This window comes from Burkholderia sp. BCC1993 (assembly GCF_905339865.1).
In the GTDB taxonomy this organism is placed as follows: Bacteria; Pseudomonadota; Gammaproteobacteria; order Burkholderiales; family Burkholderiaceae; genus Burkholderia.
Window position 1 is genome coordinate 116,929 of sequence record NZ_CAJPGZ010000020.1, and the last position, 15,669, is coordinate 132,597.

General features: G+C 68.3%; 13 protein-coding genes, 1 tRNA gene and 1 riboswitch. Of the genes, 4 read left to right on the plus strand and 10 right to left on the minus strand.

Annotated features, from left to right (window positions below; genetic code table 11):
• The first annotated feature begins 11 nt into the window (after nt 1–11).
• Genes U4Y91_RS29985 through U4Y91_RS29995 form a run of 3 tightly spaced genes read left to right on the plus strand, consistent with a single transcriptional unit; the run spans nt 12 to nt 4,086 of the window.
• A complete protein-coding gene (locus U4Y91_RS29985) occupies nt 12–2,360 on the plus strand; it encodes a TonB-dependent receptor (protein WP_321808092.1) in 2,349 nt (782 codons plus the stop codon).
• Entirely contained in the window at nt 2,348–3,607 is a 1,260-nt protein-coding gene (locus U4Y91_RS29990) for a sialidase family protein (RefSeq protein ID WP_321808093.1), read from the plus strand. Before U4Y91_RS29985 ends, U4Y91_RS29990 begins: the two co-directional genes overlap by 13 nt.
• Nucleotides 3,604–4,086 carry a TlpA disulfide reductase family protein gene (locus U4Y91_RS29995; RefSeq protein WP_321808094.1) on the plus strand — a complete coding sequence of 161 codons (483 nt, stop codon included), beginning with the start codon at nt 3,604–3,606 and terminating at the stop codon, nt 4,084–4,086. Before U4Y91_RS29990 ends, U4Y91_RS29995 begins: the two co-directional genes overlap by 4 nt.
• 85 nt (nt 4,087–4,171) lie before the next feature.
• Here the strand turns inward: U4Y91_RS29995 and U4Y91_RS30000 are convergent, their stop codons facing one another.
• The 7 genes from U4Y91_RS30000 to pepN all read right to left on the minus strand — a co-directional run bounded on the left by U4Y91_RS30000 (nt 4,172) and on the right by pepN (nt 12,075).
• Nucleotides 4,172–4,426, minus strand: coding sequence for a GlsB/YeaQ/YmgE family stress response membrane protein (locus U4Y91_RS30000; RefSeq protein ID WP_321808095.1), 255 nt, complete (start codon nt 4,424–4,426; stop codon nt 4,172–4,174).
• A gap of 235 nt (nt 4,427–4,661) precedes the next feature.
• Nucleotides 4,662–4,874 (minus strand): hypothetical protein, encoded by a 213-nt coding sequence (locus U4Y91_RS30005; protein ID WP_321808096.1) that lies wholly within the window; start codon nt 4,872–4,874, stop codon nt 4,662–4,664.
• Nucleotides 4,871–6,616 (minus strand): FAD-dependent oxidoreductase, encoded by a 1,746-nt coding sequence (locus U4Y91_RS30010; RefSeq protein WP_321808097.1) that lies wholly within the window; start codon nt 6,614–6,616, stop codon nt 4,871–4,873. Before U4Y91_RS30010 ends, U4Y91_RS30005 begins: the two co-directional genes overlap by 4 nt.
• A gap of 175 nt (nt 6,617–6,791) precedes the next feature.
• Nucleotides 6,792–7,601 (minus strand): helix-turn-helix transcriptional regulator, encoded by an 810-nt coding sequence (locus U4Y91_RS30015; protein ID WP_321808098.1) that lies wholly within the window; start codon nt 7,599–7,601, stop codon nt 6,792–6,794.
• A 189-nt stretch (nt 7,602–7,790) separates the two neighbouring features.
• A tRNA-Thr gene (locus U4Y91_RS30020) sits at nt 7,791–7,866 on the minus strand.
• A gap of 208 nt (nt 7,867–8,074) precedes the next feature.
• Nucleotides 8,075–9,094, minus strand: a complete 1,020-nt coding sequence (locus U4Y91_RS30025; protein WP_321808099.1) for a class 1 fructose-bisphosphatase — start codon at nt 9,092–9,094, stop codon at nt 8,075–8,077.
• A gap of 287 nt (nt 9,095–9,381) precedes the next feature.
• Nucleotides 9,382–12,075, minus strand: a complete 2,694-nt coding sequence (gene pepN, locus U4Y91_RS30030) for an aminopeptidase N (protein ID WP_321808100.1) — start codon at nt 12,073–12,075, stop codon at nt 9,382–9,384.
• A gap of 186 nt (nt 12,076–12,261) precedes the next feature.
• Between pepN and U4Y91_RS30035 the strand changes: the two genes are divergently transcribed.
• Nucleotides 12,262–12,963, plus strand: coding sequence for a DUF4136 domain-containing protein (locus U4Y91_RS30035; protein WP_321808101.1), 702 nt, complete (start codon nt 12,262–12,264; stop codon nt 12,961–12,963).
• Between the two features lie 52 nt (nt 12,964–13,015).
• On the opposite strand, the gene U4Y91_RS30040 is transcribed toward U4Y91_RS30035, so the two are convergent.
• From U4Y91_RS30040 to U4Y91_RS30050, 3 genes are all read right to left on the minus strand, one after another.
• Nucleotides 13,016–13,588 carry a TMEM165/GDT1 family protein gene (locus tag U4Y91_RS30040; RefSeq protein WP_044848551.1) on the minus strand — a complete coding sequence of 191 codons (573 nt, stop codon included), beginning with the start codon at nt 13,586–13,588 and terminating at the stop codon, nt 13,016–13,018.
• Nucleotides 13,589–13,666: 78 nt separating this feature from the next.
• Nucleotides 13,667–13,804: riboswitch (yybP-ykoY riboswitch) on the minus strand.
• Nucleotides 13,805–13,898: 94 nt separating this feature from the next.
• Nucleotides 13,899–15,215, minus strand: a complete 1,317-nt coding sequence (gene guaD / locus U4Y91_RS30045) for a guanine deaminase (RefSeq protein ID WP_321808102.1) — start codon at nt 15,213–15,215, stop codon at nt 13,899–13,901.
• Nucleotides 15,212–15,643 carry a hypothetical protein gene (locus tag U4Y91_RS30050; RefSeq protein ID WP_321808103.1) on the minus strand — a complete coding sequence of 144 codons (432 nt, stop codon included), beginning with the start codon at nt 15,641–15,643 and terminating at the stop codon, nt 15,212–15,214. Before U4Y91_RS30050 ends, guaD begins: the two co-directional genes overlap by 4 nt.
• Between the last annotated feature and the right edge of the window lie 26 nt (nt 15,644–15,669).

Consider the following 15,669-nt stretch of genomic DNA (forward strand, 5'->3'; position numbering starts at 1 on the left):
GGAATTCATCCATGTCGTTCACCTTCGCCGCGCGGCCGTCGCGCGGCCGGCTCGCGCTCGCCTGCGCGGCCGCTTTTGCCTGGCCGGCCGCGCAGGCGGCCTCGATCGATGGCGCATCCGCCGACCCGGTGCCCGCCGGCGCCGGCAACCCGGCCGGCCGTGCCGCACCGGTCGCCGCGGTCGCCTCTGCGGGCGACACGCTGACCGCCGTCAGCGTCACCGCCCGGCGGCAACCCGTCGATCCGGACACGCCGGCCGTCGTCGAGTCGATCACGCGCGAGCAGATCGACGCGCACACCAACGTCACCACCGAAGACGCGCTGAAGTACGCGCCCAACCTGATGGTTCGCAGGCGCTACATCGGCGACCGCAACAGCGTGTTCGCCGGCCGCGACTTCAACGAACTGCAGAGCGCGCGCGGGCTCGTGTACGCCGACGGCCTGCTGCTGTCGAACCTGCTCGGCTCGAGCTATGCGTACCCGCCGCGCTGGTCGCTGATCGCGCCCGACGATATCGCGCGCGTCGACGTGCTGTATGGCCCCTTTTCCGCGCTGTATCCCGGCAACGCGATCGGCTCGACCGTGCTGCTGACGACGCGGCGACCCGACAAGCTCGAGGCGTCCCTGTCGACGCAGTTCTTCACGCAGCGCTATCACGACGGCTACGGGTTCGCGGACAGCTTCGGCGGTAATCACCAGACCGCGCGGATCGCGAACCGCGTCGGCAAGTTCTGGTTCTCGCTGTCGCTCGACCGGCTGGAGAACGACGGCCAGCCGATGCAATATGCGAGCCCCAACGCCACCTACAACCCGCGGCTGGGTGCCGCGGTGCCGGTGACGGGCGCGGCCACCGACATCGGACCCAACGGCAAGCCGCGCACGATCGTCGGTGCGCAGAACATCGAGCGGACCGAGCAGCTCAACGAGACGGTCCGGATGGGCTATGCGTTCACGGACCGCGTCGACGCGACGCTGACGCTCGGGCACTGGGAGAACCATTTTCGGCAGCACGGCGAAACCTTCCTGCGCGACGCGGCCGGCAATCCCGTGTACGGCGGCAACGTGTCGCTCGGCGGCCGGAACGTGACCGTCGCGCCGAGCGCGTTCGCGCCGCAGCGCGGCGACCAGGAGAACTGGCTGTACGCGTTCGGGCTGAACGGCCGGCTCGATTCGGGCTGGCGGCTGTCGGGCGTGGTATCCGCATACGACGTGTCGCGCGACGTGCTGCGCGCGGCGTCGACCGTGCAGGGCGGGGCGGGCACGCTGTTCCAGGGCGACGGCACGGGCTGGCGCACGCTCGACCTGAAGGCCGATGCGCCGGAAGTGAAGGGGCACACGCTCACGTTCGGCTATCACTACGACAACTATTTCCTGCGCAACGTCACGTACAACACGGCCGACTGGCTGGCCGGGCCGACTACGTCGCTCGCGAGCGTCTACCGGGGCGACACGCGCACGCAGGCGCTGTTCGCGCAGGACGCGTGGCGTTTCGCGCCCGGCTGGCTCGCGACCCTCGGCCTGCGCTACGAGCGCTGGGATGCGTACGGCGGCGCGCTCGGCAACGCGAACGGCACGTTCGGCTACGCGGACCGCGGCGCGAATGCGCTGTCGCCGAAAGTCGCGCTGCAATGGGACGCGACGGACGTCTGGCGTTTCCGGCTGTCGTTCGCGACCGGCACCCGCTTCCCGACGGTCGGCGAGCTGTTCCAGGGCACGATCTCGAACAACGCGATCGTCAACAACAACCCGAACCTGCGGCCGGAAAAGGCGATCGACTGGGACTTCACGGCCGAGCGCGACGTGGGCGTCGGCGTCGTGCGCGCGAGCGTGTTCCAGAGCGACCTGCGCGATTCGATCTACAGCCAGACGACGGTGTCGGGCGCGTCGACCGTCACCAACATCTCGAACGTCGATCGCGTGCGCGTGCGCGGCGTCGAGCTCGCATTCAGCGGCCAGAACGTCGGGCTGCGCGGGCTCGACATCGACGCGAACGTGTCAGCGAGCAACGCGCAGATCCTGGCCGACACCGCGAATCCCGCGTACGTCGGCTCGCGCTTTCCGCGCATTCCGCGCATGCGCGCGAACCTGCTCGCGTCGTACCGCTTCGACGAGCACTGGCTCGCGAGCGTCGGCGTCCGCTACTCGGGCCGCCAGTTCAACACGCTCGACAACAGCGACGTGAATCCGGACGTGTACGGCGGCACGAGCACCTTCACGGTAGTCGACCTGAAGGCGCGTTACCGGTTCGATCGTCACTGGACCGCGTCGGTCGGCATCGACAACCTGACGGACCGCCGCTACTACGTGTTCCATCCGTATCCGGGCCGCACGCTCTTTGGAGAACTGAAATGGTCGCTGTGAAATCGCTCGTGGCAGGCTGCGCGCTGTGGCTCGCGGCGCTGTCGCTTGCCGGCGCGCACGACGCACCGAAAGCCGCCGATCCGCATGCGGCGCACATGAGCATGCAGGCCGCACCGGCGCAACAGAAGCAGCCGCTCGCGACCGGCGCCGCGTTCGACGTGCGGCACCGGCTGTGGGTTGCATGGGTCGAAGGCGCGCACGTCGTCGTCGCGCACTCGGACGATGCGGGCCGCACGCTGTCCGCGCCCGTGACCGTCAACGCGATGCCTGAGCCGATCTACACGAGCGCGGAGAATCGCCCGAAGATTGCGACGAGCCCGGACGGTCGCGCGGTGTACGTATCGTGGTCGATGCCGCTGGATGCGCCGTACACCGGCATGGTGCGCTTCGCGCGTTCGCTCGACGGCGGCGCGACCTGGAGCGTGCCGGTCACCGTGCATCGCGACCGGCAGGCGATCACGCACCGCTTCGACATGATGGCGGTCGATCCGGCCGGCAACATCGCGATCGCGTGGATCGACAAGCGCGATCTCGTCGCGGCGAAGGCGGCGGGGCAGGCGTACGAAGGGGCGGCCGTCTACTACGCGGTGTCGCGCGACGGCGGCGCGTCGTTCGAGCCCGAGCGCAAGGTGACGGATCACACGTGCGAATGCTGCCGCATCGCGATGGCGATCGATCCGGCCGGGCACATCGAAGCCGTCTGGCGCAACGTGTTCCCGGGGCAGATCCGCGACCATGCGCTCGCGGTGTTGCCCGTGTCGGCGTCGGAGCCCGTCGTGCCGGTGCGTGCGACGTTCTCGAACTGGCATGTCGAGGCTTGCCCCGAGCACGGGCCGGCGCTCGCGATCACGCCGGACGGCACGCGCCATCTTGCGTGGTTTGGCGTCGTCGACGGCCGCGCCGACGTGTTCTATTCGCGCATCGGCGCCGATGGCCGGCCGAGCGGCACGCCCTGGGCGTTCGGCGCGAATCCGGCGGTGCCGGCCGAGCAGGCATCGCATGCGGCGCTCGTCGCGCGCGGCGAGGTCGTCTGGCTCGCATGGAAGGCGTTCGACGGCGACACGATGCAGATCAAGCTGCGCCGCTCGGACGATCGCGGCGAGCACTGGTCGGCGCCGCGCGTGATCGCGTCGACGTCGGGTGCGAGCGACAACCCGCAATTGCTCGACGATGCGGGCCGCATCTACCTGTCGTGGCGTACCCGTAACGACGGCTACCGGCTGATTCCCGTGGAGGGGGTGCAATGAAACGGCTGATCGTGTTGATCGGCGCCATGCTCGCAAGCCTGCCGGGATGGGCCGGCGAACTGCAGCCGCTGCGCGCGACCGAGGTCGCGAAGGTGTACGCGACGGCGCACGAACGGCCGCTCGCAGTCGAGATCTGGTCGCTCGATTGTGGCTACTGCCGCGAGAACGCCGCGCATCTGGTCGCGTGGCAGCGCCGGCATCCGGACGTGCAACTCGCGATGGTCTCGATGGACGCGTACGACGACAACGGTGCGGCAATTGCACAGGCGCTCGCGCAAATGAACCTGCCGCCGCAGGTCGCGCAGTATGCGAACGCCGAGCCGATGCCCGAGCGTCTGCGGGCGGCGCTCGATGCGGGATGGCGGGGAGAAATGCCGCGTACCGTGTGGATCGGTCGCGATGGCGCACGCGACGCGCGCAGCGGCTTGCTGACGACCGACGTGCTCGACGGCTGGTTGCAGCGCGGCAAGCGCCGCTGAAACGGACGGCGGCGCGCGGGGGGGGCCCCGCGCGCCGCTTCGATGCAACAACCGAACGCGCGCCCGAAGGCGCGCGAGAAGATCGTCAGGCCGCGCGCCTGAACAGCCGGATCACGAACAGCAGGATCACGGCGCCGATGACCGCGACGATCACCGAGCCGATGAAGCCGCTGCCGAGGGTGATGCCGAGCAGCCCGGCCAGCCAGCCGCCGATCACCGCGCCGACGATACCGACGATGATGTCGACGATCAGGCCGAACCCGCCGCCCTTGACGAGCAGGCCCGCCAGCCAGCCGGCGATCGCGCCGATGATGAGCCACATAATCAAGCCATGAGTCATGGTGATCTTCTCCTTGTGTTGAGTCGAAATGACCGGACGTCGGCTGTTTCGCCGCAACCTGCATGAAGGCGGCATGCGACCCGCCGCGCCGCCCACGCAATGTAACGCGATAGACGGGTCGGAATCGTTAAGTAATGTTATGCACCCTTAACGGGTTTTTCCAGAGGATTCGTCTGTCATTCGAAATGAATCTGTAAGGAGGGAGCCGCACGATGGTGCGTCATGCGTCAATGCGTCATCGTCCGTGCGTCGGCGCCGGTGTGCCCGTGTCGGGCAGGCCGGCGCCGGCGTCGGCAATCAGGCGGGCGGCGGTCGCCGCATCGTCGATCGCCTCGATCGCCAGCAACGCGAAGCGGGCGAGAAAGAGCGCCGCATCGGTTTCGCCGATGCCGGTCATCGTGCGGCACAGGTCGGTGTAGAGGATGTCGCGTTCGGTGTCGGTCATCATGCGTTCTCCTGACTATCGGATGACGTGCGCGGGTGCAGCGCGCGCTCGAGTGCGGCGGTCAGGTCGGCGGCGCGTGCATCGTGCCAGCGGCCGAGCACGTGTCCGTCCGGACGTACGAGATAGACGGTGCCGTCGCGCGCGCCGTACAGGTCGAACAGCCGGCCGTCGGCATCGTAGCCGCCGCATCCCGGCTGTTGCGGTGCCGCGTGCCGTGCGAGCGTGACCAGCGCGAACGGTATGCCGGCGTCGTGCAGGTGTTGTCCGAGATCGGCGAACGACGGATCGGGTGTACCGTCGCGCATGAAGCGGAACGCGGTGAAACGCGGGCCGACGAGATCCGTCAGGTGGCCGCGACGCGCGCCTTCGTCGGTGCCGATGTTGCCCGACGCGTGCAGCATCAGCGGACATTCCGCGAGTACCATGCCGGGCGACGGCCCTGCCGAAAACGCATCGCGCTCGTCCGCATTGAGCGGTGACGCCGTGTAGGCGATGGCCGACGTCTGGCGCGGATTGATCAGCGAACGCAACGCCGGATGCCGGACCGCGAGCGTCAGCACGGCCTTGCGCATCAGGTCGAACGCGAACGACGGCGGCGCCATGAACTCGGTGCTCTTGGTGCCGTAGCGCAGGTTCTCGTGCGTCGCGAACACGCGCTCGTCCGAATAGCTGTCGAGCAGCGCGTCCGACGCGAGGCCGCGAATCACGTACGCGAGTTTCCACGCGACATTGTCGGCGTCGTCGATGCCCGAGTTCGCGCCGCGCACGCCGAAGATCGGCACGAGGTGCGCGGCGTCGCCGCAGAACAGCACGCGGCCGTGCCGATAGCGTTCGAGCGTCAGCGCGTTCGCCTTGTAGATCGTGATCCAGATCGGCGACCAGTCACCGCGCTCGCCCATCATGTCGAGCAGGCTCTGCACGCGCGGGATCACGTTCTCGGGTTTCACGGCTGCTTCGGGATCCTCATCGTCGCGCAGCTGATAGTCGATCCGCCATACGTTGTCCGGCTGCTTGTGGACGAGTACCGTCGAGCCGGGGTTCGACGCCGGGTCGAAGTACGCGAGCCGCTCGGTCGGCCGGTCGCTGTCGAGCGCGATGTCGACGATCACGTAGCGGCCTTCATAGCTTGTGCCCTGCAGCGACAGCCCGAGCGCATCGCGTATCGTGCTGCGCCCGCCGTCGCTCGCGACGACCCAGTCGGCATCGAGTGCATAGCGGCCGAGCGGCGTATCGACGTCGAGGCGCGCGCCGGCCGGGTGCTGCGTGACGCCCGCGACTTTCGTCTGCCAGCGGATCTCGATGAGCTCGGGGCGGCGCAGCGCGGCATCGAGCAGGAACTGCTCGATGTGATACTGCGCGAGGTTCACCATCGGCGGCAGCTTCTGGTTCTCGTCCTGCGGCATCGTGAAATGCAGCACTTCGTCGTGACGATGGAAGCTGCGTCCGCCGCTCCACGGCAGTCCGACGCGCATGAAGCTGTCGAGCGCGCCGAGCCGCTCGATGATCTCGAGGCTGCGTCGCGAGATGCAGATCGCGCGGCTGCCGTGACAGACCGAATCATCGGCTTCGAGCAGCACGCTGCGGATGCCGTGATTGGCGAGGCCGAGTGCGACGGCGAGGCCCACCGGGCCGCCGCCGACGATCGCGACGCGGTGCCGCTGCGTATCGACACCGGCGCTGCAGGTCGGCAGGTGCGGGGGATGACGCACGGCGACGAACGGGTAGGGTTTGAATTCGATGCCCATCGTTGGCTTCCAGGTTGCGCTGATCGAACGCGCACGCTCGACGACGCGATGCGTGCGGCAGGTTGGATGCAGTATGGAAGCCGCGCCGGACACCGCTGTCCCCATTCCGGGTACGGCGAACGGCTGGCGGCGGGCCGGGATTTACCCCGACGCGTTCAGGATCGGCAGGCGACGTTCAGGGTTGCAGGCACAGCGCGAACAGCTGGCGCTGGCTCGAGATGCCGAGGCGCCGGTACGCGCGCTTCTGATAGGTGACGACACTCGAAGCCTTCACGCCGATCGTCTCGCCGATCTCCTGCGCGGTCTGGCCTTCGAGCACGCCGCGCAGCACGTCGAGCTCGCGCTTGGACAGTGTCGGGCATGCGCCGCGCAGCCGCGCGAGCATCTGTTGCGGGATGCCGATCTGCGCCGAGCCCGCGAGCGCGTAGTGATGCTGTGCGGCCTGCGCGATCAGCGGTGCGAGCGTTTCGATGGCCGCGATCTCGCGCGGCTGGAACGTGCCGCTGCGGTGCGCGCGATACAGATTGATCGACAGCCAGGTCGAGTCGTTCGGCTGCATCAGCAACGCGAGGCGATCGGATACGTCGGGGCCGCGGTAGCAGGCCGTGCGATACGCGTCGTGGCCGATCTCGTCGCCGGCCTGCTGATGCAGCAGCACGTCGCGGCGCTGCGTGCGGCGACCGGCGGTCGAGACGATCTGCTGGTTGCCGTCGAGCGCATAGAAATGGCGCGCATAGGTGTCGGCAACGTCGCGCAGGTAGCGGCCGCCGCGATGATCGGCGACCGAGACGGTGCGCGGCCGGTTGCCGAACTCGTACGCGAAGATCGTGCATTGCGTGACGGCCAGCGCATCGTCGAACAGCTTCAGGATTTCCGCGGCGAACGCGTTCGGCTCGCTGCCGCCGATCGCGGCGACGAGACCGGTCGCACGGGACACGTCCAGTTGTCCGCTGAGGTTCGGTCGCTCGAGACGCCAGGTGCGCATGATGCTGGGGAGGGGCGGGTGGTCCGGCAATTGTAATCGGCGGCGCGCGGTGCGGGAGTCGGGGGATGCCCGCAAGCGGAAATGGCGGTGAGGGTGGCGCACGACTTCGCGTATCGGAAATCGTGGCCGGAATTGCGGCCAGAAAAGAGAAAAGGCCTGACAAGCGATGCTTATCAGGCCTTTATATCTTGGTGCCGGAGATAGGAGTCGAACCTACGACCTTCGCATTACGAATGCGCTGCTCTACCAACTGAGCTACACCGGCAGCAGAGAAATGAAATTATATGGTGAAATCCGAGATCTTGGCAATAGGTTTTGCGAAATTTTTTCAGCTTGCTGCTGCTGCTTCGCGAAACCCTCGATCCGGCGGACTTCCCGCTTTCACTTCACTGCGATGCAGCCTGTCAGGGCCACATCGCGAAGGCGCGATTGTACTGACGTCCCGCACCTCCGTCTAGTGCTGCAGTGCAAATTTATTTGCCTTCGCCTTCGTTGTGATAGCCGGTCACGCGCTCGACTTCGTTCTTCGAACCGAGGAACACCGGCACGCGCTGGTGCAGGCCGGTCGGCTGCACTTCCATGATGCGCTGCGTGCCCGTCGTCGCGGCGCCGCCCGCCTGTTCGACGATGAACGACATCGGGTTCGCTTCGTACATCAGGCGCAGCTTGCCCGGACGATCGGGCGTGCGCTTGTCGGCCGGGTACATGAAGATGCCGCCGCGGTTCAGGATCCGGTGCACGTCGGCCACCATCGACGCGATCCAGCGCATGTTGAAGTTGTCGCCGCGCGGGCCTTCCTTGCCGGCGTTCAGTTCGTTGACGTAGCGCTGGACCGGTTCGTACCAGTGGCGTGCGTTCGATGCGTTGATCGCGTATTCGCGCGTATCGGCCGGGATCTGCATGTTGCTTTGCGTGAGCACCCACGAGCCGACTTCGCGGTCGAGCGTGAAGCAGTTCACGCCGTTGCCGGTCGTCAGCACGAACACGGTTTGCGGGCCGTACACCGCGTAGCCGGCCGCGACCTGCTCCGTGCCCGGCTGCAGGAACGATTCCTCGGTGGCCAGCTTGCCGTCCGGGCAGCGCAGTACCGAGAAGATCGTGCCGATCGACACGTTCACGTCGATGTTCGACGAGCCGTCGAGCGGGTCGAACACGAGCAGGTATTCGCCGCGCGGGTAGTTCGCGGGGATCGGGAAGAACGTTTCCATTTCCTCCGATGCCATCGCGGCGAGGTTGCCGCCCCATTCGTTCGCGTCGAGCAGGATCTCGTTCGACAGGATGTCGAGCTTCTTCTGCACTTCGCCCTGGACGTTCTCGCTGCCGGCGGTGCCGAGTGCCTCGCCGAGCGCGCCCTTCGACACGTTGTAGCTGATCGCCTTGCACGCGCGGGCGACGACTTCGATCAGCAGGCGGAGGTCGGCGGGGAGGTTGTTGGTCTCACGCTGCTGCTCGATCAGGAACTTGGACAGCGTGGTGCGGCGGGCAATGGACATGACAGACTCCGAGAGGCCAAAGAATCCTTGAATTGCCGCAATTTTACCCGGCGCGCCTCCCGAGCCGCCGCCTTTTTTCGTCCGGTTACATGGTCGGTCGGCCGGTTCGGCCGGGTTCCGGCGTGCATGGCGCGGCGGATCGGCCCGGCAGCGGCGGTAAAACCGGGGGCCGAACGCGTGGTCCGGCGCCGATCCCGCCAACCGTCAGATGACAAAAAAGCCGGCGCCGCAACGGGGCGGCGCCGGCTTCGTCGCGCTGGCGCGCGCGGCGAGTCGCGTGCGTGACGTTACGCGAGCGCCTTCTCGACGATCTCGCGCACATCGCGCGATTTGGCACCGGCCGCGACCTGCTCGAGCGCTTCGCGCATCCGGTCGCGCAGCGCCGGCGTAAAGCGGCGCCACAGTTCGAGCGAGCGTGCGAGGCGCGCGGCGACCTGCGGGTTGATCGCGTCGAGCGCGAGCACCTGTTCGGCCCAGAACGCGTAGCCCGAGCCGTCCGCCGCGTGGAATTGCGCCGGGTTCGCCGCGCAGAAGCTGAAGATCAGCGAGCGCGCGCGGTTCGGGTTCTTCAGGTTGAACGCGGGGTGGGCCATCAGCGTGCGGACCTTCGCGAGCGTCGGCTGGGCCGGCGTGCCGCGCTGCGCGGCCTGCATCGCGAACCACTTGTCGATCACGAGCGCTTCCTTTTCGAAGCGACGGTAGAAGTCGTCGAGCGCGCGCGCGGCCGCGTCGTTCGCACCGGCCGCCGCGGCGGACAGCAGCGCGCCGAGCGCGGCGGCGCGATCGGTCATGTTGTTCGCCGCGTCGTACTGTGCGGTCGCGATGCGCACGGCGTCGGCCGGATCCTCGAGTTCGGCGAGATACGCGAGCGCGAGGTTCTTCAGCGCGCGGCGGCCGGAGGCTTCAGGAGTCGGCGCGTACGCGCCCGGCGTCTGGTGCTGCTCGTACGCGGCGAGCCACTCGGCGCGCAGCGCGGTCGCGAGCTGGCGGCGCACGAACTGGCGCGCGCGATGCACGGCAGCGGGATCGGCTTCCGCCATCTGGTCGGCCAGATAGGTTTCCGACGGCAGCGTCAGTGCGAGCTCGCGGAACGCGGGCGACAGGTTTTCATCGGTCAGCACGCGGCGGAACGCGGCGACGAAGTTCGCGCCGAGCGTGAGCGGTTCGTTCGCGGCGGCGCGCGCGGCGAGCGTCAGCAGCGCGCGTGTCGCGAGGCGCTGGCCGGCTTCCCAGCGGTTGAACGGGTCGCTGTCGTGCGCGAGCAGGAACGCGAGGTCGTCGTCGCTGTAGTCGTATTCGACGATCACCGGCGCCGAGAAATTGCGCAGCAGCGACGGCAGCGGCTCCTCCGGCACGTCGACGAACGTGAAGGTCTGCTCGGTGTCGGTGAAGTCGAGCACGCGCGTCGTGCCCGATGCGGCGGCTTCGCCGTCGAGGCGCAACGGCAGGTCGCGGCCGTCGCGGCCGATCAGGCCGATCGCGAACGGAATCAGCAGCGGCCCCTGCTGCGTCTCGCGCGCGGCCGGCGACGCGTCGCCGTAGCCCTGCGCGAGCGTGACCGTGTAGCGACGCGCAGCCGCGTCGTACGCGGTGCGCACCGACACGCGCGGCGTGCCGGCCTGGCTGTACCAGCGCTCGAATTGCGCGAGGTCGCGCCCGTTCGCGTCGGCCATCGCGTGACGGAAGTCGTCGCACGTCACCGCGTGACCATCGTGGCGCTGGAAGTACAGGTCCATCCCCTTGCGGAAGCCGTCGCGGCCGAACAGCGTCTGGTACATCCGCACGACTTCCGAGCCTTTCTCGTAGACGGTCATCGTGTAGAAGTTGTTGATCTCGACGTAGCTTTCCGGACGCACCGGATGCGCCATCGGGCCCGCATCCTCGGCGAACTGCAGCTGGCGCAGCACGCGCACGTCCTCGATGCGCTTGACCGCGCGGGCCGCGGATTCGACGTCGTCGCCCGCGGCCATGTCGGCCGAGAACTCCTGGTCGCGGAACACGGTCAGCCCTTCCTTCAGGCTCAGCTGGAACCAGTCGCGGCAGGTCACGCGGTTGCCGGTCCAGTTGTGGAAGTACTCGTGGCCGACCACCGATTCGATGTTCGCGAAGTCGGTGTCGGTCGCGGTCTCGGGGTTCGCCAGCACGTACTTCGTGTTGAAGATGTTGAGCCCCTTGTTCTCCATCGCGCCCATGTTGAAGTCGCCGACCGCGACGATCATGAAGCGGTCGAGATCGAGCTCGAGGCCGAAGCGCTTTTCATCCCAGCGGATCGAATGGATCAGCGAATCCATCGCGTGACGGGTCTTGTCGAGATCGGCCGGTTCGACCCACACCTGCAGCAGCTTTTCCTTGCCGGAGCCGGACGTGATCTTCTCCTCGATCGCGACGAGCTTGCCCGCGACCAGCGCGAACAGGTAGCTCGGCTTGCGGAACGGGTCCTCCCATTTCGCGAAGTGGCGGCCGTCGGCCAGCTCGCCCGAGTCGACGAGATTGCCGTTCGACAGCAGCACCGGGTACGCGGTTTTGTCGGCGCGCAGCGTGACGGTGTACGACGCCATCACGTCGGGGCGGTCGAGGAAGTAGGTGATGCGGCGAAAGCCCTCCGCCTCGCACTGCGTGAAGAAGTTGCCGCTCGATACGTACAGCCCGGACAGCGTCGTGTTCTGGTCCGGCGCGCACGCGCTGTCGAGCGTGAGCTCGAACGCATCGGGCACGTTTTCGACGGTCAGCCCGTGGTCGTGCGCGCGCACCGGACCATACGGCGCGCCGTCGAGCCGTGCGCCGAGGAATTCGAGCGCTTCGCCCATCAGCTCCAGATGCGGGGTGGGCGCCGCGTCCGGATTGCGGCGCACGCGCATCGTGTTCCTGACGATCGTGCGGGCCGGCGCGAGATCGAATTCGAGTGCGACGGAATCGATGAGGAAGGCCGGCGGCGTGTAGTCGGCGCGGCGGATCACGGTGGAGGAGGCGTTGTCGGACATGGTCGTCGAGATCGGTGGAGTGGGGATCGGGCCCGCAGCGCGGGCCGGCTGAACCGGGCCATTGTACAAAGGCTTGCGGCCGCGTGCCGCGCGAACTTTTTACCGGTTCCGGCAGTCCGCGTATTATCGGCATCCCGTGCGGTTCGCGCGGTGCGACGAACGGGTGACGGATCGACGAGGATCGACATGAAACGTGAATGGATTCAACGCGGTGCGGGCTGGGCGGCGGTGCTGTGCGTGGCGCTGCTGACGGGCTGCACCAGCTACGTGACGACACAGGTTACGGCTTTCTCCGACTGGAGCGGCAGCGACGCGACGCGCACTTACGCCTTCACGCGCACCGACGCGCAGAAGCACAGCATCGAGCAGTCGACCTACGAGCCGATCGTCGCGAACGAGCTGTCGGCGTATGCGTTCCGGCAGGTACCGGCCGCGCAGGCACGCTATCTGGTCGGGCTGGCCTACGGGGTCGGCAGCGATCTGGTGACGGTGCCGCAGCCGGTCTACTACGACCCGTGGTTCATGGGGCCGGGGCCGTACTGGCGAGGCGGGCCGTGGGGCCCGTGGGGGCCCTGGGGGCCGACGCCGGCCGGCTACGTCGCGCAGACCTATCAGGTGTTCGACTACACGCTCGGCATCCGGATCACCGAGCGCGTGACCGGCAAGGAGGTCTATAACGTGACCGCGCGCACTACGGGCGACAACGGCGCGCTGCTGTATGCAATGCCGTTTCTCGCGCGCAGCGCGCTCGCCGATTTCCCGTTGTCGAACGGGGCGATCCGCACGGTGCGGCTGCCGGTCGACAAGCGCGGCGGGCCGGCCGCGCCGGCCGCCAACGAGCGCGCGGTGCCGGCGGCGCCGGCATCGGGTGCGGCGGTCGCGAAGTAACGCGGTATCGACACCGGCGCGGCCGCCCGGCCGCGCCACTTGCCTGCGTGCGTCAGACTCCGACGCCCAGCAGCGCCAGCGCGCCCAGCACGACGAACAGCACGGCCGCGATGCCGTGCACCAGCTTCGTCGGCAGGCGGTGCGCGAAACGGTCGCCCAGCAGGATCGCGGGCACGTTCGCGAGCATCATCCCGAAGGTCGTGCCGGCCACCACGCCGATGTAATCCTGGAAGCGCGCGGCGAGCGCGACGGTTGCGATCTGCGTCTTGTCGCCCATTTCCGCGAGGAAGAACGCGACGAGCGTCGCGCCGAACACGCCGAGCCGCGAGCGGTTCGCATTGGCTTCGTCCGCATCGAGCTTGTCCGGCACGAGGATCCACAAGCCCATCGCGATGAACGAGAATGCGAGCGCCCAGCGCATGATCGACGGCGTGACGAGAATGCCGAGCCATTCGCCGAGCGCACCGGCGAAGCCGTGGTTCACGACCGTCGCAACCAGCACGCCGAGAATGATCGGCACGGGCTTGCGATAGCGCGCGGCCAGCACGAGGGACAGCAGTTGGGTCTTGTCGCCGATTTCAGCGAGGGCGACGGCGCCGGTGGAGATCAGGAATGCTTGGGACACGTATGGGGTTCCACGGGCCGATGTTGTGCGTGCGAGCGACGATCCGCCGCGCGCCGGGCCCTGATGCGGCGCGCAGTGAACCATCGGTCTCGCCAGGCCTTGGTGGCTGCGCCCGCCATGGCCGAACGGCCAAGTCTGTTGACGGACGCCTCCGTCACGATGCGCGCCGGGGGCGCGGGACATCGAGCGGAGCGGCTACTCCCCAATGAGCGGCGAATTCTAGCACGGCGCGTGCCGCTCGCGGCGAATTCGACGGCGCCGGCATGCGCTGCAGCGCATGCCGGAGCAGGGTGGGGCTCAGGTGCGCCGGTTACGCGGCGGCGCGGCGTGCGGCACCGCGCTCGTGTACGAGCCGGCCGGCCGCGTACGTGCGGTACACGGCGCGGTCGTCGCCGAGCAGCGCGAATGCGAACAGCAGTTCCTCGAGCGACTCCGCGCGCTTCGTGCGGCGTGCGAGCAGCGGCGTGGCCTGCGGGTCGAGCACGACGAAGTCGGCTTCGGTGCGCGGCGCGAGCGTGCCGACCGTGTCGGCGAGATCGAGCGCCTGCGCGGCGCCGGCCGTCGCGAGCCAGAACATCCGCGTCGCGCTCAGGTGGTGGCCCGACAGCCGCGCAACCTTGTGCGCCTCGTTCATCGTCTGCAGCATCGAGAACGACGTGCCGCCGCCGACGTCGGTGGCGAGCGTGACGGGCACGTCGTATTCGCCGGCCTTGTCGAAGTCGAACAGCCCGCTGCCGAGGAAGAAGTTCGACGTCGGGCAGTGCGCGACGACGGTGCGCGTCTCGGCCATCCGGCGACGGTCCTCGTCGTCGAGATGGATGCAGTGGCCGTACACCGCGCGCGGGCGCAGCAGCCCGTAACGATCGTAGATGTCGAGATAGCTGCGGTGGCCCGGGAACAGCTCGGCCGCCCATTTCACTTCGTCGACGTTTTCCGCGACGTGGCTCTGCACGAACACGTCCGGATGGCGGCGCGCGAGTTCGCTGCACGCCTCGAGCTGCGCCTCGGTGGAGGTCGGCGCGAAGCGCGGCGTGAGCGCGTACATCTGACGGCCCTTGCCGTGCCAGCGGCCGATCAGCTCGGCGCTGTCGTCGTAGCCAGATTGCGCGGTGTCGCGCAGGAACTCGGGGCAGTTGCGGTCCATCAGCACCTTGCCCGCGATCATCCGCAGGTCGCGCGCATCGCTCGCCGCGAACAGCGCATCGGCCGACTGCTTGTGCACGGTGCAGTAGACGAGCGCGCTCGTCGTGCCGCACGCGAGCAATTCGTCGACGAAGAAGTCGGCGACTTCACGCGCATGTTCCGGATCGCCGAACTGGCGCTCGGTCGGGAACGTGTACTTGTCGAGCCACGGCAGCAGGCCGGGGGCCGGCGACGCGATCATGTCCGTCTGCGGATAGTGGATGTGCGTATCGATGAAGCCGGGCACGATCAGCTTGTCGCGCAGGTCGTGGACGACCGCGTCGCGCGCGAGCGTCGCGGCCAGCCGCGCATGCGGGCCGGCTGCGACGACCTTGCCGTCGTCGACGATCAGGAGGCCGTCGGTCTCGTAGTTCGCGGCCTGGCTCGACTGCGCCGGGTCGCCGTTGAAGGTCAGCAGCTGGGAACGGAAAGCGGTTTGCGTCATGACGAATGGTCCTGCATCAAGGTAAGGCGAACAGAAGAAAACGGTCGGCGCCGCGCGGGCGGCGGCGCGGCGGGGGCGGCCCGGGCATGCGCGATGCGGCGAGCCGCGCAGGCGGCGGCGCCGCGCACTGCGATCGCGCACGCAAGCGCGGCGGCCGTGGCCGCGCTTGCCGACGTACCAGCGGACAGCGCCGCCATCGCGATGGCGATCGCGATCACGGCGACCGGCTCGGCGGCGACCGGCATCGCGAGCCGCAACAGTCGTTGCACGACGCGCAGCGACAGGCTTCGGCGCGCGACGACGCACAACGCCGTCGCCACGCGTACGACGGACGCGATGCTGGCCTGCGTGCCCGGCGCACGCAGGCGGCCGGTGCGGCACAACGCCGAACCGGTCGTCGCGAAGCGGATGTCGTTGCGGTGTTTCATCTGTCTAGCGAACCTCGATGCCGGCC

Excerpts from the sequence above, each read along its gene's own strand:
- U4Y91_RS29985 (WP_321808092.1), top strand. The coding sequence starts at position 12 with ATGTCGTTCACCTTCGCCGCGCGGCCGTCGCGCGGCCGGCTCGCGCTC.
- U4Y91_RS29990 (WP_321808093.1), top strand. The coding sequence starts at position 2,348 with ATGGTCGCTGTGAAATCGCTCGTGGCAGGCTGCGCGCTGTGGCTCGCG.
- U4Y91_RS29995 (WP_321808094.1), top strand. The coding sequence starts at position 3,604 with ATGAAACGGCTGATCGTGTTGATCGGCGCCATGCTCGCAAGCCTGCCG.
- U4Y91_RS30000 (WP_321808095.1), bottom strand. The coding sequence starts at position 4,426 with ATGACTCATGGCTTGATTATGTGGCTCATCATCGGCGCGATCGCCGGC.
- U4Y91_RS30005 (WP_321808096.1), bottom strand. The coding sequence starts at position 4,874 with ATGATGACCGACACCGAACGCGACATCCTCTACACCGACCTGTGCCGC.
- U4Y91_RS30010 (WP_321808097.1), bottom strand. The coding sequence starts at position 6,616 with ATGGGCATCGAATTCAAACCCTACCCGTTCGTCGCCGTGCGTCATCCC.
- U4Y91_RS30015 (WP_321808098.1), bottom strand. The coding sequence starts at position 7,601 with ATGCGCACCTGGCGTCTCGAGCGACCGAACCTCAGCGGACAACTGGAC.
- U4Y91_RS30025 (WP_321808099.1), bottom strand. The coding sequence starts at position 9,094 with ATGTCCATTGCCCGCCGCACCACGCTGTCCAAGTTCCTGATCGAGCAG.
- pepN (WP_321808100.1), bottom strand. The coding sequence starts at position 12,075 with ATGTCCGACAACGCCTCCTCCACCGTGATCCGCCGCGCCGACTACACG.
- U4Y91_RS30035 (WP_321808101.1), top strand. The coding sequence starts at position 12,262 with ATGAAACGTGAATGGATTCAACGCGGTGCGGGCTGGGCGGCGGTGCTG.
- guaD (WP_321808102.1), bottom strand. The coding sequence starts at position 15,215 with ATGACGCAAACCGCTTTCCGTTCCCAGCTGCTGACCTTCAACGGCGAC.
- U4Y91_RS30050 (WP_321808103.1), bottom strand. The coding sequence starts at position 15,643 with ATGAAACACCGCAACGACATCCGCTTCGCGACGACCGGTTCGGCGTTG.